Here is a 20,679-nt window from a genome sequence, read left to right as displayed (position 1 = left end):
CCGTAGATGTGTTCCCGGCCGGTCCACGTGGATGGCCGGGACAAGCCCGGCCATGACGTCCTGTGAGTGCGGCCCACGAGTTCCAGCCCGGGCGCGACGGTCCCAATAGCGACGGGCTCCCGACCGCCTTCACCACGCCATCACCCCACCTCCGCACACCCCGCGTCACGCCGCCTTTCCCGCGAGGCCGCTTGCGGGTAGTTTGGCGGCAGGCCCGCTTTGGGCCTTTCAATACCTGTCGAGGGCCCGTGCGTTACGTTTCCACCCGGGGCGAAGCTCCTGTCCTGTCGTTTTCCGATGCGCTGCTGGCTGGTCTGGCGCGCGACGGCGGCCTCTATGTGCCGGAGGCGTTCCCCACCCTGAGCGCGGAGCAGATCGCCGCGCTGGCGGGAAAACCCTATCCGGCGGTGGCCAAGGCGGTGATTTCCCCCTTTGTCGGCGATGCGCTGCCCGAGCGCGTGCTCGATCTGATGATCGCCGACGCCTACGCCTCCTTCCGCCATCCGGCGGTGACGCCGCTGACGCAGATCGGTCCCAACCGCTTCCTGCTGGAGCTGTTCCACGGCCCGACGCTGGCCTTCAAGGACGTGGCGATGCAGTTGCTCGCCCGCCTGATGGACCATGTGCTCGCCGCCCGCGGCAGCCGCGCCACCATCGTCGGCGCCACCTCCGGCGACACCGGCAGCGCGGCCATCGAGGCGTTCCGCCATTCGGATGCGGTGGACGTGTTCATCCTCTACCCGCACAAGCGGGTGTCCGAGGTGCAGCGCCGGCAGATGACCACGGTGAACGCGCACAACGTCCACGCCATCGCCGTGGAAGGCACGTTCGACGATTGCCAGGCCCATGTGAAGGCCATGTTCAATCACCACGCCTTCCGCGATTCCCTCGCGCTGGCCGGGGTGAACTCCATCAACTGGGCGCGCATCGTCGCCCAGGTGGTCTATTATTTCTATGCCGCCACCGCGCTGGGCGCGCCGCACCGCGAGGTGTCGTTCGTGGTGCCCACCGGCAATTTCGGCGACATCTTCGCCGGCTATGTGGCCAAGCGCATGGGCCTGCCCATCCGCGACCTCTCCATCGCCACCAACGTCAACGACATCCTGGTGCGCACGCTGGAAACCGGCCGCTATGAGGTGAAGGGGGTGCATCCCTCCTCCTCGCCGTCCATGGACATCCAGGTGTCGTCCAACTTCGAGCGCCTGCTGTTCGAGGCGCTGGACCGCGACAGCGCTCAGGTGCGCCAGCTCATGGCCTCGCTGAGCCAGTCCGGCGCCTTCACCGTGCCGCACGACGCGCTCGCCACCATCTGCGGCGACTTCTCCGCCGGCCGCGCCGACGAGCCGGAGACGGCGAACACCATCGCCAGGCTCTACCAGTCCGCCGGCTATCTGGCCGACCCGCACACCGCCGTTGCCCTCGCGGTGGCGGACAAGGTGGAGCACGCCGCCAAGGTGCCGCAGGTGATCCTCTCCACCGCCCATCCCGCCAAGTTCCCCGATGCGGTGGAAGCCGCCACCGGCCACCGGCCCGGCCTGCCGCCGCACATGGCGGACCTGCTGACCCGCAAGGAAACCGTGAGCGTGCTGCCCAACGACCTCGTCGCCATCGAGGCCTTCATCCGCGCCAAGGCGCGGGTCGGCGCGGGCGCCGCGGCATGAGCGTGAAGATCAGCACCCTCGACAACGGCATCACCGTCATCACCGACGAGATGAGCCATCTCGGCACCGCCTCTCTCGGCATCTGGGTGGGCGCCGGCGCGCGGGACGAGAAGGGCGACGAGCACGGCATCTCGCACCTTCTGGAGCACATGGCCTTCAAGGGCACCCGCCGCCGCTCCGCCCGGCGCATCGCCGAGGAGATCGAGCAGGTGGGCGGCGACATCAATGCCGCCACCTCCGTGGAGCAGACCACCTACAATGTCCGCGTGCTGGGCGAGGACGTGGGCCTCGGCATCGACATCCTCGCCGACATCCTCACCGAGCCGGCCTTCGCCCCCGACGAGCTGGAGCGGGAGAAGAACGTGATCGTGCAGGAGATCGGCGCGGTCATGGACACGCCCGACGACCTGGTGTTCGACCTGTTCCAGGAGCAGGCCTTCCCCGGCCAGAGCGTCGGCCGCTCCATCCTCGGCACGCCGGAGACGGTGCGCGGCTTCAGCCGCGACCAGCTCGGCGCCTATCTCGGGCGTACCTATCGCGGCCCGCGCATGGTGGTCTCCGCCGCCGGCGCGGTGGAGCATGAGCGGCTCGTGGACGAGGCCTCCGCCCGCCTCTCCGGCGTCGGCAACGGCGTCGCGCCGGACCTGTCGCCCGCCACCTATGCCGGCGGCACGCGGTTGACGGCGCGCGACCTCGAGCAGGTGCACATCCTGATGGGGCTGGAGGGTTGCTCCTACAAGGATGCGGACTACCACGCCCTTCAGGTGCTCTCGAACGTGCTGGGCGGAGGCATGTCCTCCCGGCTGTTCCAGGACGTGCGGGAGGAGCGGGGGCTCTGCTACTCCATCTACGCCTTCCACTGGAGCTATCAGGACACCGGCCTGTTCGGCATCTATGCCGGCACCGATACCGGCGACGTGGAGGAACTCTCCCACGCGGTGGTGGACCAGATCTTCGACACGGCCGAGACCGTGACCGAGCTGGAAGTGGCCCGCGCCAAGGCGCAGATGAAGGTGGGGCTGCTCGCCGCGCTGGAAAGCTCCGGCGCCCGCGCCGACCAGCTCGCCCGGCAGATCCTCGGCTTCGGCCGGGTGATTCCGGTGGAGGAGATCGTCGCCAAGGTGGAGGCGGTGGATGTGGCGGCGGTGCGTGCCGCGGCGTCGCGTCTCATCGGCCGCGGCCGGCCGACGCTGAGCGTCATCGGGCCGAAGGGCGGGCTTGAACCGGCTGCGCGGGTGGTGCAGCGTCTCTCAGGGCATTAGCCGGCTGCGCCGGCAACGGAGACTGGCTCGGGCGCAACCGATGTGGCTGTCCGCACTCTTTCCCTTCCCGGCCGAGCCCCTCCCTGCGATCGAGGGGAAGGGCGTCTATCTGCGCGTGCCGCAGATGAAGGACTTCGTGGCGTGGCGGACCCTGCGCGACATCAGCCGCGGCTTCCTCACGCCCTGGGAGCCCCTGTGGCCGTCCGATGATCTCACCCGCGGCGCCTTCCGCCGCCGGCTGCGGCGCTACGCCCGCGACATGGTGACGGACGAGGCCTATCCGCTCTTCATCTTCCGCCGGGTGGACGACGAGCTGGTCGGCGGCCTCACCCTCTCAAATGTGCGGCGCGGCGTGTGCCAGGCGGCCAGCCTCGGCTACTGGATGGGCGCGCCCTATGCCGGGCAGGGCTACATGCGGGCGGCGGTGACGGCCCTCCTGCCGGTGGCCCACGACGTGCTCCATTTGCGCCGGGTGGAAGCGGCCTGCATGCCCAACAACCAGGCCTCGATCCGCCTGCTGGAAAGCTGCGGCTTCACCCGCGAGGGCTATTCGCGGGAATATCTGTGCATCAACGGGACGTGGGAGGACCACATTCTATTCGCCCGCCTGAAGAGCGACCCCATCGCCCGGCTCATGTCCCGCGAGGAAACCCTCGCCACGCGCCTCAGCCGCGTGCCGCCGGCCGCGCAGTAGGGGCGCTCGTTCCCCGGACAAGCTCCACCGGAGGTGGAGCGCCGATCAGGGGTCCAGGGGAAAGGTCGGCGGAGCCGGAAATCGCTTCGCAGAGCCCTGGGGAAGAGCCGCCTTCGGCGGCGACCTCTTGCGCTGGGCCACGGCTCTCCTTCCACTGCGCTGCGCTCCGTTGCAGTCGGCCGAGGCGCGAGAGCGCGCTCATACACAACGGACCCACTGGCGCCCTCTCACTCCCCCTTCGGCAGCGCGAACACCGTGAGCTGCCCGCCCAGCGCCGTATACTGGTTCAGCGCCGCATAGGCCTCGTTGGCGCCGGAGCCGTCGCCGGGGTCGCTGAGGCCGGCGGCGAGGCCGATGCCGGCCCAGCCGCCGACGCCGGAGAGCACGGCCACATATTGCCGGCCGCCCTGCATGAAGGTGGTGACGTTGCCGACGATGCCGGAGGGCGTCTTGAAGCGGTACAGCTCCTGGCCGGTCTTGGCGTCCACCGCCTTCAGCCAGCCTTCCAGCGTGCCGTAGAAGACGATGCCGCCCGCCGTCGCCAGCGCGCCCGACCAGATGGAGAACAGCTCCGGCTTCGACCAGACCGCCTCGCCCTTCAGCGCGTCCCAGGCGAGGAAGCCGCCCGTGCTGCCCTCGTTGCCCGGGGCGGGATGCATGGAGAGGGTCGCGCCCACATAGGGCTGGCCGGGAACGTAGTCGACGTGGAACGGCTCGTAATCCATGCACATGCGGGTCACGGGCACATAGAACAGCCGCGTCTGCGGCGAGAAGGCCGCCGGCTGCTGGTTTTTGGCGCCGAGGGAGGAGGGGCAGATGCCGGTATAGGTGACATCCTCGCCCTCCCGCTCGGTGGAGAAGGCCGGGTCGCGCTTCGGGCGGCCATAGGTGGGGCTTTTGGGGTCGAGATCGATGCTGGTCGCCCAGTTCGCGGTGGTCTCGTATTTCCCCGCGCGCAGCAGGGCGCCAGTCTCGCGGTTGAGCGTGTAGGCGAAGCCGTTGCGGTCGAAATGGGTGAGGAGCGGCGTGGGTTTCCCGTCCACCTCCTGCTCGGTGAGGATCATCTCGTTGACGCCGTCATAGTCCCACTCGTCGTGGGGGGTCATCTGGTAGACCCAGCGGGCGACGCCCGTGTCCGCGTCGCGGGCGATGATGGTGTCGGACCAGCGATTATCTCCCGGCCGCTGGGTGGGGTTCCAGGTGGCCGGGTTGGCGGTGCCGTAATAGACGAGGTTGAGCTTCGGGTCGTAGGCGAACCAGCCCCAGGTGGCGCCGCCGCCGATCTTCCACTGGTCGCCCGACCAGCTCTTCAGCGACGAGTCGCGGCCCACCGGCTTGCCCAGCTCGGTGGTCCTTTCCGGGTCGAACAGCATCTCCGCGTCTGGCCCGGTGCTGTAGGCGCGCCAGACGAGGTGGCCGTCCTTCAGGTCGTAGGCGGAGAGGTGCCCGCGCACGCCGGCCTCGGCGCCGGAAATGCCGACGATGAGCTTGTCCTTCACCGGCATTGCGGTGGCGGTGTTGGAAGCGCCGAGCGCCGGGTCACCGTTCGCCACCGACCAGCGCTTCGCCCCGGTCTTCGCATCGAGCGCCACGATGGTGGTGTCGGCCTGATGCAGGAAGACGAGGCCATCAGCATAAGCGAGGCCGCGATTGACGAGATCGCAGCACATCACCGCGGCCACGTCCTTCTTCTGCCTGGGCTCGTATTTCCAGAGGATGCGGCCCTCGTTCTTCAGGTCGAGGGCGTAGACCACATTGGGGAAGGGGGTGTGGACATACATCACGTCCCCCACCACCAGCGGCGCGCCCTCGTGGCCGCGCAGCACGCCGGTGGAGAAGGTCCACGCCACCTGGAGGCGGCCGACATTTCCGGCGTCGATCTGCCTGAGCGGGGAGAAGCGCGTGTTGGCGTAGTCCACCGTCTGCAGCACCTGCTCCGCGCCGGTGGCGGTGCGCTTCAGCACGTCGTCATTGGCGTGGGCCGCGACCGGGAGAAAAGCGAGGAGGAGAGCGGGCAGAAGGCGTGTCATCGGCAGAAACGGTCCGGGTATCGTGACGCAGAACAGGCGCGAAGGTCTCCCCACGCGCCCGCAGCATCCTCGCCACACGCCGACGACGCAACCGCGCCGCAGGGTCAGGCCTGAGGGGCCAGTACCAAAGCGATGCTGTGCCTCCCCTCTCCCCTTGCGGGAGAGGGGCCGGGGGTGAGGGGGCAAGCCTGTCCGTTTGTCTCAGATGCTGGTTCTGCCGGAGGCACACCCCTCACCCCAGCCCTCTCCCGCAAGGGGAGAGGGGGCGTGCCGGCGCATTCCGAACCAACCGCGCATTCGCCCCTTTGTGTGTCATCGCCCGGCTCGTCCGGGCGATCCACCCATCCGCTCGCGCGATGCCGGAAGACCCGCCCCGGCCTGACCGTGGATCGCCCGGACGAGCCGGGCGATGACGGTGAAGGGGGCTAGCCGCTTACACATGCCTTCCCTCTCCCCTCGCGGGAGAGGGGCCGGGGGTGAGGGGGCGCCCGCCCGTTAGTCCCAGATGCCGGTCCTGCCGGAGGCACACCCCTCACCCCAACCCTCTCCCGCAAGGGGAGAGGGGGCACGTCAGGTGGGGTCCGGGCCATCTGCCTCTCGTTCCCCGGATGTCATCGCCCGGCTTGTCCGGGCGATCCACCCATCCGCTCGCGCGATGCCGGAAGACCCGCCCCGGCCTGACCGTGGATCGCCCGGACGAGCCGGGCGATGACGGTGGTGCAAAGGCAAAGAGGGGCTCTCTCCTTACCCCGGCATGGCCTGCCCTATGGGCGCATCGATGCGGCTCTGGCGCCGCTCCCGCGCATTCACGAAGCGGAAGTAGATGACCTTCACGAGATCCATCACCAGCGTCCACACGAGGCAGTAGGCCCAGACCACGCCGATGAGCAGCCACGGCAGAGCCGGCATGAACCAGCCGAAGGCGCACATGAAGATCGCGAACACCTGCGTGCCCATCACCGCCGCGAGCACGGGCAGGCTGGGATAGGGCGGGCGGAACAGCGTGCCCTGCACCCGCGAGACGAAGAACAGGAGGTGTCCACCGGCGCACAATTGCAGGAACAGCATGGTCTGGATGTGCGACAGGTCCATGGGCAGGCGCGCCATCAGCTCCGGGCTCTTCATCCAGAACATGCCGAGCATGACGATGCCGAAGCTCTGCACCAGCGCCATGATGCCCATGATGGTCGAGAAGGAGAGGATGCGCTGCATGTTCCAGCGCACCGGACTGTCCTGAACCTTCACATTGTCATAGGCGATGGTCATGATCGGGATGTCGTCAAGCAACGCCATGACGACGATCATGATCGCGGTGAGCGGCATGAAGTCGTAGACCAGATAAACCAGAACCACCACCAGCATGATGTTCAGCGTCATGGCGATGCGGTAGTAGATGTAGCTGGTGATCCGCTCGAAGATCGCCCGCGCCTCCATGATGGCGTTGATGATGGTGGAGAGCCCCGGCGCGGTGAGGATGAGCGCCGCGGCGCTGCGGGCCGCGTCCGTGGCGCCGGAGACGGCGACGCCGCAATCGGCCTGCTTCAAGGCGGGCGCGTCGTTCACGCCGTCGCCGGTCATGGCGACGATGTGGCCGCGCTCCTGCAAGGCCTTCACGATCTGGAACTTGTGCTCGGGGAAGACGCGGCCGAAGCCGTCGGCCACCTCGACCGCGCGGGCGGCGTCGATGGCGATGTGCTCGGGGCCGGAATCCTGGCCGAACACGTCGCTCGCGACCAGCAGATGGTCGCCGAGGCCGAGCTGGCGGGAAATCTCCCCGCCGATGGCCACGTCGTCGCCCGTCACCATCTTCACGGAGACGCCGAGCGCCTTGGCCTTGGCGATGGTCTCCGCCGCATCGGGCCGGGGCGGGTCGAGCATGGGCAGGAGGCCGAGCAGCGTCCAGGTCTTGCCGTCGTCCGAGCGGGCGACGCCGAGCGCGCGGGTGCCGCTGCGGGCGAGCTTTTCCACCGCGTCGAAATAGCCCTTCGCATCGGCCTCCGAGAGGCCGCACTGGGCGGCGATGGCCTGCGGCGCGCCCTTGGCGAAATGCACGGTCTTGCCGTCCGGGCCGGCGACGCTCGCCACGGTCTTCTTGCTGACGGGATCGAAGGGCGTGAAGTCCACGCTCTTGTAGCCGTCGAGCACCTTGGGGTCGGTCACCGCGGCGATCACCGCCTTGTCGATGGCGTCGTCGCTCTGGCGCTGGGAAGCGAGCGCGGCGCCGAGGATGAGATCTTCAGGCTCCGCCTTGCCCCACGGGATGGGCGTCTGGAGGGTGAGCTGGTTCAGCGTCAGCGTGCCGGTCTTGTCGGAGCACAGCACGTCCACGCCCGCCAGTTCCTCGATGGCCGAGAGGCGGGAGACGATGGCCTGCTGCTTGGAAAGCGCCAGCGCGCCCAGGGCCATGGTCACGGACATGACCGCCGGCGTCGCCACCGGCACGGAGGCCACCAGCAGCACCAGCACGATTTGCACGATGGCGCCGGCGTGCTGCCACTCCCAATGCCCGTCGGCGATGATGTCGCGGTGGACCTGCGCCACCACCAGCACCAGCGCCAGTGCGGCGGAGAGGATGATGAGGAAGTCACCCATCTGGATGACCGCCTTTTCCGCGTGCGACTTGGCGCCCGCCGAGGCGACGAGCTTCGCCGTGCGGCCGAAGAAGGTGGCATTGCCGGTGGCGGTGACGAGACCCGTCATGGTGCCCTGACGCACGATGGAGCCGGAATAGCCGCTGTCGCCCACGCCCTTGGAGACGGGGAGCGATTCACCCGTCAGCGCCGCCTGGTCGACGGAGAGATACTTGCCCTCGACGAGCAGGATGTCGGCGGGCAGGGTCTCGCCGCCGGCGACGCTCACCACATCGCCGGGCACGAGGGCGGCGGTGTCCACCGTCATCCACTTGTTGTCGCGCAGCACGCGGGCCTTGAGCGCGAGGCCCTTCTTAAGCGCCGCCAGCGCGCTCGCGGCCTTGCTGTCCTGCCAGAAGCCGACGATGGCGTTGTAGATGAGCAGGCCCATCACCACGATGAAATCGGGCCAGTCCTGGCGGATGAGGGAGAGCAGCGCCGCCGCCTCGATCATCCAGGGGATCGGCCCCCAGAAATAGCCGACCAGCTTCTCCCAGCGGCTGTCCTCATGGGCGACGATGGCGTTGGGGCCGTATTTCGCCTGCCGTTCGGCCGCCTCCGTGGCGGTGAGGCCCTTGGGCGAGGAGCCGAGCTCGGTGAACTTGGCGGAGATGGCCGCCGCGTCGAGCCGGACGGGCCCGCCGGAGGACGCCGCCGGCTTCGCGGCCGGGGCCTCGGCCGGCGCGGGGGCGGCAATGCGGGCTGCGCTCTGTGCCATTGGACTTCTCCCGGTCAGGCGGAACGGGTGAGCGCCAGCGTGTGCTGGGCGATCATCAGTTCTTCATTGGTGGGGATCACGAAGGCCGCGACGGCGCTGTCCGCCGTGGTGATGCGCGGCCCGTTGGCGGCATTGGCCGCCGGATCGAGGGTGAGGCCGAAGGTGGCGAGGCGCTCCAGCACGGCGGCGCGCACCTTGGCTGAGTTCTCGCCGATGCCGGCGGTGAAGACGAGCGCATCGAGCCCGCCCAGCACCGCCGCATAGGCGCCGATGAACTTCACGAGGCTGGTGACGAAATAGTCCACCGCCAGCCTGTCGTCGGCCGCCGCGCTGTCCTGCAGCACCCGCATGTCGGCGCTGTCGGCGGAAAGGCCGAGCAGGCCGGACTGGCCGTAGAGCAGCTTTTCCAGCGCCTCGGCGGTGTAGCCGGCGGAGCGCAGCAGATAGAAGATCACGTCGGCCGGCACGTCGCCGGAGCGGGTTGCCATGGGCAGGCCGGTGAGGCCGGCGAACGCCATGGATGTCTCGACGCTCCTGCCATCCAGCATGGCGCAGACCGAGGCGCCGCCGCCGAGATGGGCGACGATGACCCGCCGCGCGCCGGGCGCGACCTTGGGCACCTGCCGGCTGATATAGTCGTAGGAGATGCCGTGATAGCCCCAGTGCCGCACGCCGGTGTCGCGCACGGCCTTGGGCAAGGCGTAGATCTGCGCCACCTCCGGCATGGTGCGGTGGAAGGAGGTGTCGAACACCGCCACCTGCGGCAAACCGGGGAAGGCCTCGGCGATGGCCCGCGCGCCGCGCACGTTGAACGGCTGGTGGGAGGGCTCCATGGCGGACAGGCCATCGAGATAGTCCAGCACCTCGGGCGTGATCTTCGCCGGCCCCTCAAAGCGCGTGCCGCCGAGCACGACGCGGTGGCCGGCCGCCACCACCTTGATGTTGGCCTCGTGCTGCTCAAGCCACTGGACGATGTAGCCCAGCGCCTCCTTGTGGCTCAGGGCGTGGCCGGAGCCCCATTCGTGGGCGTCGATGGGCTTGCCGTCGGGCTCCTTGGCGATGAAGTGCGGATCCCCCGCCATGCTGTCGATGCCGCCTCGGCAAAGCAGCGGCGGGTCCTTAACGTTCGACGTCCCATAGGCGCCGAACTTGAGGCTGGTGGAGCCGGAATTGACGACCAGAACGGCGTCGGTCATGGCAGCCTCGCTCAGTCGGCGGCGTGGGGAAGGATGGCGTCGGGGGCGCGCTTGAGCGCGTCGGCGTAGATCACCGCCGCGGCGGCGGAGAAGCGCCGGGCTTCCGCGCTGTCGGCGCGGCTCGTCAGCATCACCGGCACGCGGGCGCCGACCACGAGGCCGGCGGACTGGGCATCGGCCATGAAGCCGAGATTCTTGTAGACCATGTTGCCGGCCTCGATGTTGGGCACCAGCAGCACGTCCGCCGTGCCGGCGACGGGCGAGACGATGTGCTTCACGTTCGCCGCCGCGGCATCCACCGCCGCGTCGAGGTCGAGCGGTCCGTCCACGATGCCGCCGACGATCTGGCCCCGGTCAGCCATCTTGGAGAGGATGGCGCCGTCGAGGGTGGCGGGCATCTTGGTGTGCACCATCTCCACCGCCGCCAGCACCGCGACCCTGGGCGTCTCGATGCCCAGCGCCTTCGCCAGGCCGATGGCGTTCTGGCAGATGTCGCGCTTCTGGTCGGTGTCGGGCGCGATGTTGAGCGCCACATCCGTCACCAGCACGCGTCGGGCATAGGTGGGCACGGACATGATGGCGCAATGGCTCAGCAGTCGGCCGGTGCGCAGCCCCGCCTCCTTCGCCATCACCGCATGGAGCAGCACGTCGGTGTGAAGGCTGCCCTTCATGAGCGCCCCCACCTCGCCCGCGCCAGCCGCGGCGGCGGCCTTGGCGGCGGACTCCTCCTCGCTCGTGGTGGAGACGATGCGCGCGCCGGAAAGATCGAGGCCGCCGGACGCGGCGATGCGGCGGATGTCCGCCTCCGGCCCGAACAGCACCGGCTGGATGAGCCCCGCCGCCGCCGCATCGAGGGCGCCGGAGAGGGCATCGAGGCTCAAGGGATGGACCACGCCGGTGGGCAGGGGATCGAGCCCCTTGCAGCGCTCCAGCAGCGCCTCCAGCCGGTGCTCGGGCACGCTGACGCTGATGGCCGTGTCGGGCGCTGTCACGGTGATGGCGGCGGTGGCGACGATGGTGCCGGAGGGGGCGGCGATCTCGCCGTCGAGGCCGAGCGTGCGGTCCGCCGCGTTCGTCTCGCGGACGGCAAGGGAGACGGTGAGCGGCACGTCGGCCGGCAGCGGCGCGGCGATGCTCACGCTGGAGGCGCGGATGGTCGCGCCGGGGCCGGGCAGGGCGGTGCCCACCAGAGCGGCGAACAGGGAGGCGGCAAGGCCGGCATCCGCCTGACCCGCCCCGACGCCGGCGATGATTCCGGCATCGCCGAAGGCCGCGCCCCAGGCGCGCAGGTCCGGCGTGCGTATGGTGCGGATGGCGGACGCGCGGTCGCCCGTCTTGATGTCCGCGAACAGCCGATTGGCGATGGTGGGCACGAACAGGCCTCCTCGGGCGCGTCGCAGGCAGGGATGGCGAGGCAAAGGACGTGGCGGGCGCGGCGCGGGGGATGCGCCGCGCCCGTCTTCCCGGCTCAGACGGCTGCAGGGAGGCTCTGGCCGGAAACGGGGGCCGGCGCGGTGTTCACCGCCGCCAGCGCCACGTTCTTCGGCGCCGAGACGCCGAGAAGGTCGGCAAGGCGCTCCACCAGCACCCGCTCGCCGGGCGTATAGGCGCCATCCGCCGTGGCGACGCCCGCCACCGTGTTCACCAACTCCTGCCGCTGGCCCGGGCCCGTGACCAGATGAGCGATGGCTTCCACCGCCGTCTCCCGTTCCAGGAGCAGGATGTAGAACTGGTCGCGCACCAGCGTCTTGAACTCGGGCAGGGAGAGCTGCGTGAGCTTCTGGCGCGCCTCGTTGAGCGAGCGCGCGGCGGACTCGTCCATGGCGCGCGTCACCGAGAGCACGTAGAGCGAGGCGCGCACCAGCGCCTCGTTGAAGCCACCTTCGGCCACGCGGGCGCGGAACTCGGCGATCTTGCGATCGCGGAAGGCTTCCTTTTGCGGGCTGTTGGCCGGCAGCTCGCGCACCTTTTCCTGGATGTTCAGGCCCAGCATCCCCTGAAGGACCGGCGAGCCATAGACCGCGAAGAAGGTCTGCTCCACCGCCCGGTCGCGCACATCGCGCCAGCCGTCGAGAGCGGCGTTGATCTGGTCGGACCAGAAGTTCTGTGCCGTGACGAAGGGATTGGAAGCGTCCACCGGCTTGCGGGCCGTGGTGACCTCGGCGGCGAGCTTCTCCACCCCCTTCATGAGCGGGTTGGCATCGGCGAACAGGGAGTAGGAGAGCCGCAGCGGATTGAAGCGGAACAGCGCATCCGCAAGCTGCGGCGTCGCCATCGCCTTCACCGCCGGCTGGAGGAAGGTGCGGTAGAGCGAGTGGTTGATCTCCGACACCCGCCGGGCGGCGGCGAAGGCGCGGTCATCCTCGACGCTGTTGCGGCCATAGGCGCGGATGTCGTCCAGCGAGCGCAGCTCGAAGCGCGAATGCCAGGCCGGGCCGCCGGCCTTCACCTGCTCTTCGGAGGCGGGCTCGATGACCAGCTCGTAGAGGCCGGGGGGCAGGCAGTCGATGAGGTCCATGAGGCGCACCAGCTCCTCATCCTCCTTCGCCCCGACCTTGGCCGAGACGAAGATGGCGAGGTGGCCCACCTTCTGGTTCATGCAATAGACGATGGTGCGGCCCTCGGCGCGGATGTCGTCCACGTCCTTGTAGAGGTCGAGGATCCAGCCCAGCGTCTGCGGCGGCGGGGAGATGTTGTCGCCCTGCGAGGTGAAGACGATGACCGGCGAGGAGATGTTGCGCAGGTCGAACACCTTGCCATCGGTGGAGCGCACCTCGTTGCGGGTGAGCTTGTCGCCGATGAAGAACTCGTCCACCAGGAACTGGATCTCGTCACCGTTCAGCTTGATGAAGTCGCCCCACCACTTCTCGAACTCGAGATAGCGCGGGCCTTCGGTGTCCACCTTCGACCAGACGTCATACTGCTTGCCCCACAGCCAGTTGGCCGGGTTCAGATTGTCGAAGTTCAGGATCAGCCAGGTGCCGTCGAACTTGCCGCCGCCGAGGTCGCTGACGAGGTTGGTCAGCCACGAGCCGCCGAGCAGGCCGCCGGAATAGCGCATGGGATTCTTGCCGTGCACGCCCTGCCAGTAGGACATGGGCGAGCCCGCCACCATGCAGGGGCCGAACAGCTCCGGCCGCAGCATCGCCACCATCAAGGTCTGGTAGCCGGCCTGGCAATTGCCGATGGCGAAGGCGGGCGGCGCCTCCGGGTGCATCTGGCGGATGCGCTCGAAGAAGGTGACCTGCCCTTCCACGACGTCGAGAAAGGTCTGCCCCGGCTCCGGCTCGGAGGCGAAGCCGATGAAGTAGACCGGATGCCCGGTGCCCAGCGCCTCGCCGATCTCGCTCTCGGTCTTGAACCCGCCGATGCCCGGTCCCTGTCCCGCGCGCGGGTCCACCACCACCACCGGCCGCTTCCGCGGGTCCACCGCGACACCCGGCGGGGGGACGATGCGGGAGAGGGAGTAGTTGATCGGTCGCGGCAGCGCCCGCCCGCTGACCAGCACCTCATGGTCGAAGGTGAGCACCGTCGCCATGGGGTGGGAGGTCATGTCGTGCTGCTCGTTCCCCCTCCGGCGGAGGAGATCGAGGAAAAGGACATGGCGCTGGGCGGCGTCCACCAGGTAGGCGCCGAGCGGTCCGGACTGAATCGTCACCGAACCGGCCCCGAACGGTGGGTTGAAGGCCCGTGAAAGTCCCTTCTGGAACGCCGACATCGCGGCATTCGGGTCGAACGGCAGCAGGTTCTGGAAGGGGGAGGGGGCGGGCGTGTCGGCGGCCATGACGGGCTCCCGTCTTTAGCCGGCCCAACGGTTTCGGCAGGCCGGACGCTGCATTTCGCAGGTGCGAATGGCCGCAGCTAAGGTCCGCGCTCCGAGGGGGTCAATTCCGGGTCTCTACGGGTGCGGAAGCATCCGTATCTATCCGAAAAGCCAACGAAATTTGATCTGGCGCAAGAATGGCGCGCATTTCTGCCGCGCTGCACGCGAAAGCGAGGTTCGCTGCTACCGTAACCCGGGCCAAGCCCTTGCCATGGCGGGATTGTCGCCGTGGCGCCCAGGGCAAAATCCGCCCCGCAGGAGGCTGCCGCCGGGGCGGGTGGCCTTACTGGTCCTTGGGCTTCAGGAAGGACAGAAGGAAGTTCTCTTCTTTCTTGGGGCCATGCTTCAGCTCGGCCACCACCACCATCTTCTTCACCTCGCCCCGTTTGAAGGCGGCGAGGAACTTGTCGTAGTCCTTGACCGACACGCAGCCGTTGGAATCTCCACGCGGGCCAAGGAGATAGGGGTGAGCGAGGATGCCGGCGCGGCCATACATCCTGCCGGTTCCGATGGGGTTGAGGCGCACCGCCTCGATGCCGTGGAACAGGGATTCGCGCATGGTCAGCTGGTAGGTATTGGGCGGGGTCGGACCCACCATCCGCTTGTTGACTGCGCGGACGTCGTCGAAGGTATCTCCGTAGCCTGAATGGGCTTCCAGCCGATCCCCGTTCGGCATGTAAACGACCTTGGCCTTGATGTCGTAGATGGCATAGCCGCTGCCGGGCGTGGGCAGCGCCGGCTCATCCTCGGAGAGCGTCGGCGGGGTTTCGACGGCCGGGGCCTGGCTGCCGGGAACGGCGGAGGGCGTGTCGGTGAGGGAGGCGTCGGGCAGGGAAGCGTAGGCGAGGCGCTGGGTCGGCATGGCCGGCTTGCGCAGCGGAAGGGGCACGGCCCCCTGGTCAAACTGTTCCAGCGCCTTGATTCCGTCGGCCGCCGTCATCTGAGTCCGATTGAGCGGATTGGCCATCGGCAGGGGTACGACGCGGCCGGTGAGGCGCGCGGAATTGTCGGAAGGCTCGGCCGAGGCCGCGAAGGACCGGCCATCGATGGCCACGTTGGTCAGGTAGATGCTCGACGCATCGACGGCCAAAGAACCGGAGCCGACGACGAGCGAAATTTCGGTCACTGTGGTGCCCGCAGCCGCCATGCTGAGCTCTCGGACGAGGGGGCGCTGGGACACCTGGGGTGGCGGTGCGGAGACGCCGAACGCGAACGAGCCCTGCGAATACCAGACGGCCCCAGCGGCAACCATCAGGCCGGCGACGATGCCCGTGCCGATGCCGACGAGCGTGCCGCGGCGGGACATGCCTTCCGGCCGGGGGTCCGAAGCGTGGGGATCGTAGTCGGAGGCGTCGATCTCCTCCTCATGGACGTGCGGTGTCCAGTGCCAGTCGGCCCTGTCATGCCAGTCGGCATGGGGATCGGCGTCGTCGCGGTCCCATTCACCGTGGTCGCGCCAGCCTGCGTCATGGTCCGCGCGCGCGTCGTGCTCGCTCGCGTGGTCCTGCCAAGCCGCGTATTCCTGCCGGTTCGAGTGCCTCATGGTCCCCGCTATCAGCGCTGCCGGTCGGTACCGGCTCCGTTCGTCCATCGCAGGGTCCTTCGGTCTTCGCACTGCACAAGGCTTGCCCGTTCGGATCATCTCCGACCGACCACCGGCCTTGGACGCTGCGCCCGCGCGGCCCCGCCGCACATTCCCGCCAGTCCCTGCAAACCTGCCGAAATTCGGTTTCTTTTCCCTTTACGCCCTTCGCTAGACCAGATCACGACGGCGAGAACAAGGCCGTTCGCACGGAAACTTTACCAAGCGAAGTCCGTCTTGGCGAGAGGCGGGCATGACGCAGCGTCAGAAGAGTCAAAGCCCCGCTGCCGCAGGATTTGTCACGATTCACCTTGCGCGAGGATGTCCTTCAGCACGGGCGCAACGCCGGCCCGGAAGGCGCGAACCGCGTCCCGCACGATGGGACCAAGGTCCTCCGGCGTCGTGGTTCCGTACACGTAGCGGCGGATGGCGAGGTAGAAAATGCGTCCGTGCAGCCCCCAGAACAGCTCGGCCTCGCGTTCGCCGACCGGGATCTCGCCCGTTGTGGGCAGCTTCAGCTCCACCCTCAACTCCGCGCAGGCCGGCAGGATGATTTCGTCCCGCACGATCGCCAGGTAACGGCTTGTGATGTCGAATGATTTAAGGCCCGAGAACGCGAAGATCCGCACCCAGTGGTAGTCGAAGACCTGCTCGACATATTCGAGATAGAATTGGGTGAGCCGGGCCTCCAGCGGCCTCGATCGATCCGTGACGAGGGTCGCCCAGTCCGCTTTCCAGCGGCTGAGATAGACGTGCTCGTAGACCCGCTCGATGAGCGCTTCCTTGGAGGGGATGTAGCGGTAGATGGCGGAATGGGTGATTCCCATCCGCTTTGCCAGTTCCCGCGTCTGCCCCTCGAATCCTTGCTCGGCGAAGAAGCGGACCGCCTCCTCGATGATGGCCTGCTCGCGATCCGCTGCGCGCATGTGCTGGCGGCGCGGGCGGGCGGGGTGCGTCGGCTTCTGGTCGGGCGTGGGCTTCAAGGCGAGTCCGTTCGGCGCATGGGCCGGGCGCCCACCCTCCTGCGATAGCGCAACCTTCCCGCACCACCAAGGGCCTCGGCTCGGAACGGCGCCGTCTCGCACACTCGCGATAACAGGTCTTGCCGGGAGCGAAGTCGAAGAAAAGATCAGCCAAGGCAATAATCATATATCCATCCGGGAATAGCGTATTGCTGCAATGCAATGATTGGCCTTTGGGCGTTGGCCCCAAGTTCTCCCGCAATGGTCGCGCAGCACTATTGACAGGCGCACCGGCCTCAGATCATGTTGTGACCAAGTGGTCACTAAAATGAAGCCACGACCGGGAGGACCTGCCCTTGAAAGCCCGCGCTTTCGCCTATGCGCGTCCGTCGAGCCTTGCCGAGGCGCATGCCGCCTTTGCCGAGGCCGATGGGGATGCGAGCTATATTTCCGGTGGGCAGAGCCTTGTGCCGGCTCTGGCGATGCGGCTCCAGGCGCCGCAGGTGCTGATTGACCTCTCTGCGATTCCCGAAATGCGCGGCGTGCGGCTGGAAGGGGAAAGCTTGCGCATCGGTGCGCTCACCCGCCATGCCGAAACGCTGATCGAGCCGCTGATCCGCGCCCACGCGCCGCTGCTTGCGGCTGCCGCGCCCTTCGTCGCGCACCCCGCCATCCGCAATCGCGGCACGGTCGGCGGCAGCGTGGCGCTGGCCGATCCGGCGTCCGAGTTTCCGGCCATGATGCTGGCAATGGGCGCCGAGATGGAAATCTCCGGGGCCGACGGCATGCGCCGTGTCCTCGCCGACGACTACTTTCAGGACCTCTACCAGACCGCCATCGAGCCCGGCGAAATCCTTGTGGCGCTGCATGTACCTGCCGCCGGGCCGCGTCATGTCTGCGCTTTCGATGAGATGGCGCGGCGTCGCGGCGATTACGCCATGGTCGGCGGCGGCATTCTGGCCGAGCGCGACGGCGGGGTGATCGCAAATCCGCGCATCGCCCTGTTTTCGGTCGGCTCGACGCCGGTGCGCGCCCGCAATGCCGAGGCGGAGATTGCCGGCAAGGCGCTCGACGCCGACACCATTGCCGCCGCCCAGCGCGCGCTCGATGCCGACATCGACCCGCTGGACGATGCGGAGATTCCCGCCGCCATGCGCCGCCACCTCGCGCGCGTCCTGCTCGGGCGCCTGCTGCGCAAGCTGGAGACCTGCTCATGAACATGATGGCGGGCGCTGTCCCCCTGTCCCTCACCGTCAATGGCGAGGAGGTCGCGCGCATGGTCGCGCCGCGCACCACGCTGGCGGATTTTCTGCGCACGGATCTCGAACTCACCGCCACCCATGTGGGCTGCGAGATGGGGGCGTGCGGCGCTTGCCTCGTGCTGCTGGACGGCGTGCCGGTGCATTCCTGCCTCGTCTTCGCCGTGCAGGCGCAGGGGCAGTCTGTGGAGACGGTGGAGGGGCTGGTCGCGAGCGGCGCGCTGGCGCCGCTCCAGCAGGCGTTCCATGAGCGCAATGCGCTGCAATGCGGCTTCTGTACGCCGGGGATGCTGGTGAACGCCCACGCCCTGATCGCCCGCGGTGGCGTGCCGGATCGCGAGGAGATTCGCGACGCCATCTCCGGCAATTATTGCCGCTGCACCGGTTATGAGGCCATCGTCGACGCCATCGAGGTGGCTGCCCGCAAGGCGAACGGGGAGGGTGCAGAATGAACGCCCCGTTCGACCGTCCGCTCGGCGCGGCGCCCCATCTTGAGCCCGGCGTGCATGTGGGCCGTCCGCTGCCTCGCCCCAATGCGAAGCGGCTGGTGGCGGGGCGGGGCAACTACGTCACCGACATGAAGCTGCCGCGCATGCTCCATGCGGCCTTCGTGCGCTCGCCCTTCGCCCATGCCCGCATCGTCCGCATCGATGTGGAGGCCGCCCGCGCGGCGCCCGGCGTTGCCCTGGTGGCGACGGGGGAAGATCTCGCCAAGCTGTGCACGCCGTGGGTGGGCACGCTCGACCATTTCAAGGGGATGAAATCGGAGCCGCAGCTGCCGCTGCCGATCGATCGCGTGACATGGAGCGGGCAGGCTGTGGTGGCCGTGGTGGCGGAAAGCCGCGCCGCTGCCGAGGATGCCTGCGAGCTGGTGGAAATCGAGTATGAGGACCTGCCCGTCCTCGCCGACCTCGACACCGCCCTCGCGCCCGATGCGCCCCGCCTCGTCGAGGGCTTCGCCGACAATCTCTGCTTCCGCAGCGCGCTGGAAAGCGGCGCGGTCGACGACCTCTTCGCCTCCGCCGCGCATGTGGTGGAAGCGGACCTCGCCTTCGGCCGTCATACCGGCGTGACACTGGAGCCGCGCGCGCTCATCGCCGATTACGATGCCAGCGAGCATGCGCTGACCGTCCACCATGGCACCCAGACGCCCTTCCAGTTTCAGGATCTCTATTCGCGGCACTATGGCATCCCGGAAGCCCGGGTGCGGGTGGCGGCGCCGGACGTGGGCGGCTCCTTCGGGGTGAAGCTGCACGTCTATCACGAGGACATGGCGGTCATCGGCCTGTCCATGCTGGCGGGCCGGCCGGTGAAGTTTGTGGCGGACCGGCTGGAAGCCTTCGTCTCCGACATCCATGCCAGGGACCATCGTGTGAAGGCGAAGGCGGCGGTGGGCGCGGACGGCCGCATCCTCGCCATGGCGGTGGAGGACGAGACCGCCATCGGCGCCTTCTCCACCTATCCCCGCACCAGCGCGGTGGAAGGCAACCAGGTCATCCGCCTCATCGGCGCGCCCTATCGGCTGGAGGCCTATCGGGCCGACCTGAAGGTGGTGTTCCAGAACAAGACGCAGACGAGCCAGTATCGCGCGGTGGGTCACCCCATCGCCTGCGCGGTGACCGAGCATCTGATGGAGAAGGCGGCCGCTGCGACCGGGCTGGACCCGTTCGAGGTGCGTGCGCGCAACCTCATTCCGGACGACGCCTATCCCTGCCAGTCGCTCACCGGCTACAAGTTCGAGCAGCTCTCCCACGAAGCATGCCTTGCGAAGCTCAAGACGCTGATGGACTATGATCGCCTGCGCGCCGAGCAGGCGGAGCTGCGTGCCCGTGGCATCCATCGCGGCGTCGGCATCGCGGCCTTCGTCGAGATCACCAATCCCACGCCCGCATTCTACGGCATCGGCGGGGCGCGCATCTCGGCGCAGGATGGGGCGGTCATCAAGATCACGCCGTCCGGCGAGGTGCGTTGCCTGATTTCGGTGACGGAGCAGGGGCAGGGCACCGAGGCTATCATCGGCCAGATCGTCGCCGACTATCTCGGTGTGTCGCGGGACATCGTGCGTGTCATCACCGGCGACACCGAGGTGACGCCCCATGGCGGCGCCACCTGGGCCTGCCGCGGCGCCGGCATTGGCGGCGAGACGGCGCTGCAGGCCGCGAAGAAGCTCAAGGCGAACGTGCTCAAAGTCGCCGCCGCCATCCTGCAAGCCCAGCCGGGCGACCTCGATCTCGTCGATGCCGAGGTGGTGGACAAAGCGGGCGGCGCGGCGCGCCTCAGCCTCGCCGAGGTCGCGCGCATCGCCTATTTCCGCTCAGACACGCTGCCGCCGGGCACCGATGCGCAGCTCACGGTGGCGCATCATTTCGCACCGTCCGGATATCCCTTCGCCTTCACCAACGGCATCCACGGCTGCCATGTGGAGGTGGATGCGGAGACGGGACTCGTCAAAATCCTCAAGCACTTCGTGGTGGAGGATTGCGGCCGCATCATCAATCCGCTTCTCGTGGAGGAGCAGGTGCGCGGCGGCGTCGTGCAAGGGCTTGGCGCCGCCTTCTTCGAGGAATGCCGCTACGACGATGCGGGCCAGCTCGTGAACGGCTCGCTGGCCGATTATCTCGTGCCGATGTCCTGCGAGATGCCGGACATCGTCATCGCCCACATGGAAACGCCGACCCACGATACGGAACTCGGCGCCAAGGGCTGCGGGGAGGCGGGCACCGCCGCTTCGTCCGCCGCCGCGCTCAATGCCGTCAACGACGCGCTCGCGCCGCTCAACGCCGAGCTGACCCAGATTCCCATGACCCCCGCGCGCATCCTGAAAGCGCTCGGTGCCTTCTGACGACCGCCCACAGCCAAAAA

13 protein-coding genes are annotated in these 20,679 nt (G+C 68.4%); 6 read left to right on the top strand and 7 right to left on the bottom strand.

What is annotated here, in order from left to right:
- The first annotated feature begins 248 nt into the window (after positions 1–248).
- The 3 genes from thrC to D7006_RS14980 are packed head-to-tail and all read left to right on the top strand — an operon-like array spanning position 249 to position 3,617.
- Positions 249–1,661, top strand: a complete 1,413-nt coding sequence (gene thrC / locus D7006_RS14990; protein ID WP_237353608.1) for a threonine synthase — start codon at positions 249–251, stop codon at positions 1,659–1,661.
- Complete coding sequence (locus D7006_RS14985; RefSeq protein ID WP_237353607.1) at positions 1,658–2,923, top strand: pitrilysin family protein; 1,266 nt, start codon at positions 1,658–1,660, stop codon at positions 2,921–2,923. Before thrC ends, D7006_RS14985 begins: the two co-directional genes overlap by 4 nt.
- A gap of 40 nt (positions 2,924–2,963) precedes the next feature.
- On the top strand, positions 2,964–3,617 hold the full coding sequence (locus D7006_RS14980) for a GNAT family N-acetyltransferase (RefSeq protein ID WP_229643861.1): 654 nt from the start codon (positions 2,964–2,966) through the stop codon (positions 3,615–3,617).
- A gap of 227 nt (positions 3,618–3,844) precedes the next feature.
- Here D7006_RS14980 and D7006_RS14975 read toward each other — a convergent pair whose 3' ends face one another.
- From D7006_RS14975 to D7006_RS14945, 7 genes are all read right to left on the bottom strand, one after another.
- Positions 3,845–5,647 carry a methanol/ethanol family PQQ-dependent dehydrogenase gene (locus tag D7006_RS14975; protein WP_237353606.1) on the bottom strand — a complete coding sequence of 601 codons (1,803 nt, stop codon included), beginning with the start codon at positions 5,645–5,647 and terminating at the stop codon, positions 3,845–3,847.
- Positions 5,648–6,391: 744 nt separating this feature from the next.
- On the bottom strand, positions 6,392–8,995 hold the full coding sequence (locus D7006_RS14970; RefSeq protein WP_237353605.1) for a plasma-membrane proton-efflux P-type ATPase: 2,604 nt from the start codon (positions 8,993–8,995) through the stop codon (positions 6,392–6,394).
- Positions 8,996–9,009: 14 nt separating this feature from the next.
- Complete coding sequence (locus D7006_RS14965) at positions 9,010–10,191, bottom strand: acetate/propionate family kinase (protein WP_237353604.1); 1,182 nt, start codon at positions 10,189–10,191, stop codon at positions 9,010–9,012.
- Between the two features lie 11 nt (positions 10,192–10,202).
- On the bottom strand, positions 10,203–11,564 hold the full coding sequence (locus D7006_RS14960; protein ID WP_237353603.1) for a bifunctional enoyl-CoA hydratase/phosphate acetyltransferase: 1,362 nt from the start codon (positions 11,562–11,564) through the stop codon (positions 10,203–10,205).
- A 95-nt stretch (positions 11,565–11,659) separates the two neighbouring features.
- On the bottom strand, positions 11,660–13,975 hold the full coding sequence (locus D7006_RS14955; RefSeq protein WP_237353602.1) for a DUF3141 domain-containing protein: 2,316 nt from the start codon (positions 13,973–13,975) through the stop codon (positions 11,660–11,662).
- A gap of 322 nt (positions 13,976–14,297) precedes the next feature.
- Positions 14,298–15,557, bottom strand: coding sequence for a DUF2778 domain-containing protein (locus tag D7006_RS14950; protein ID WP_229643867.1), 1,260 nt, complete (start codon positions 15,555–15,557; stop codon positions 14,298–14,300).
- Positions 15,558–15,895: 338 nt separating this feature from the next.
- Positions 15,896–16,522 carry a TetR/AcrR family transcriptional regulator gene (locus tag D7006_RS14945; RefSeq protein ID WP_237356919.1) on the bottom strand — a complete coding sequence of 209 codons (627 nt, stop codon included), beginning with the start codon at positions 16,520–16,522 and terminating at the stop codon, positions 15,896–15,898.
- Positions 16,523–16,914: 392 nt separating this feature from the next.
- Between D7006_RS14945 and D7006_RS14940 the strand changes: the two genes are divergently transcribed.
- Genes D7006_RS14940 through D7006_RS14930 form a run of 3 tightly spaced genes read left to right on the top strand, consistent with a single transcriptional unit; the run spans position 16,915 to position 20,659 of the window.
- On the top strand, positions 16,915–17,775 hold the full coding sequence (locus D7006_RS14940) for a xanthine dehydrogenase family protein subunit M (protein WP_237353601.1): 861 nt from the start codon (positions 16,915–16,917) through the stop codon (positions 17,773–17,775).
- Positions 17,776–17,780: 5 nt separating this feature from the next.
- Positions 17,781–18,269, top strand: a complete 489-nt coding sequence (locus tag D7006_RS14935) for a (2Fe-2S)-binding protein (protein WP_237356918.1) — start codon at positions 17,781–17,783, stop codon at positions 18,267–18,269.
- Positions 18,266–20,659 (top strand): xanthine dehydrogenase family protein molybdopterin-binding subunit, encoded by a 2,394-nt coding sequence (locus D7006_RS14930; RefSeq protein ID WP_237353600.1) that lies wholly within the window; start codon positions 18,266–18,268, stop codon positions 20,657–20,659. The genes D7006_RS14935 and D7006_RS14930 overlap by 4 nt, the downstream gene beginning before the upstream one ends.
- The last annotated feature ends 20 nt before the right edge of the window (positions 20,660–20,679 follow it).

The sequence above is a fragment of the Xanthobacter sp. YC-JY1 genome, from assembly GCF_021730305.1.
Taxonomy (GTDB): domain Bacteria; phylum Pseudomonadota; class Alphaproteobacteria; order Rhizobiales; family Xanthobacteraceae; genus Xanthobacter; species Xanthobacter flavus.
This window is presented reverse-complemented; position numbering and strand designations above follow the sequence as displayed.

What these genes read in the sequence shown, in the direction of transcription:
- D7006_RS14985 (WP_237353607.1), top strand. Translation starts at nt 1,658, where the DNA reads ATGAGCGTGAAGATCAGCACCCTCGACAACGGCATCACCGTCATCACC.
- D7006_RS14980 (WP_229643861.1), top strand. Translation starts at nt 2,964, where the DNA reads ATGTGGCTGTCCGCACTCTTTCCCTTCCCGGCCGAGCCCCTCCCTGCG.
- D7006_RS14975 (WP_237353606.1), bottom strand. Translation starts at nt 5,647, where the DNA reads ATGACACGCCTTCTGCCCGCTCTCCTCCTCGCTTTTCTCCCGGTCGCG.
- D7006_RS14970 (WP_237353605.1), bottom strand. Translation starts at nt 8,995, where the DNA reads ATGGCACAGAGCGCAGCCCGCATTGCCGCCCCCGCGCCGGCCGAGGCC.
- D7006_RS14965 (WP_237353604.1), bottom strand. Translation starts at nt 10,191, where the DNA reads ATGACCGACGCCGTTCTGGTCGTCAATTCCGGCTCCACCAGCCTCAAG.
- D7006_RS14955 (WP_237353602.1), bottom strand. Translation starts at nt 13,975, where the DNA reads ATGGCCGCCGACACGCCCGCCCCCTCCCCCTTCCAGAACCTGCTGCCG.
- D7006_RS14950 (WP_229643867.1), bottom strand. Translation starts at nt 15,557, where the DNA reads ATGAGGCACTCGAACCGGCAGGAATACGCGGCTTGGCAGGACCACGCG.
- D7006_RS14945 (WP_237356919.1), bottom strand. Translation starts at nt 16,522, where the DNA reads ATGCGCGCAGCGGATCGCGAGCAGGCCATCATCGAGGAGGCGGTCCGC.
- D7006_RS14935 (WP_237356918.1), top strand. Translation starts at nt 17,781, where the DNA reads ATGGCGGGCGCTGTCCCCCTGTCCCTCACCGTCAATGGCGAGGAGGTC.
- D7006_RS14930 (WP_237353600.1), top strand. Translation starts at nt 18,266, where the DNA reads ATGAACGCCCCGTTCGACCGTCCGCTCGGCGCGGCGCCCCATCTTGAG.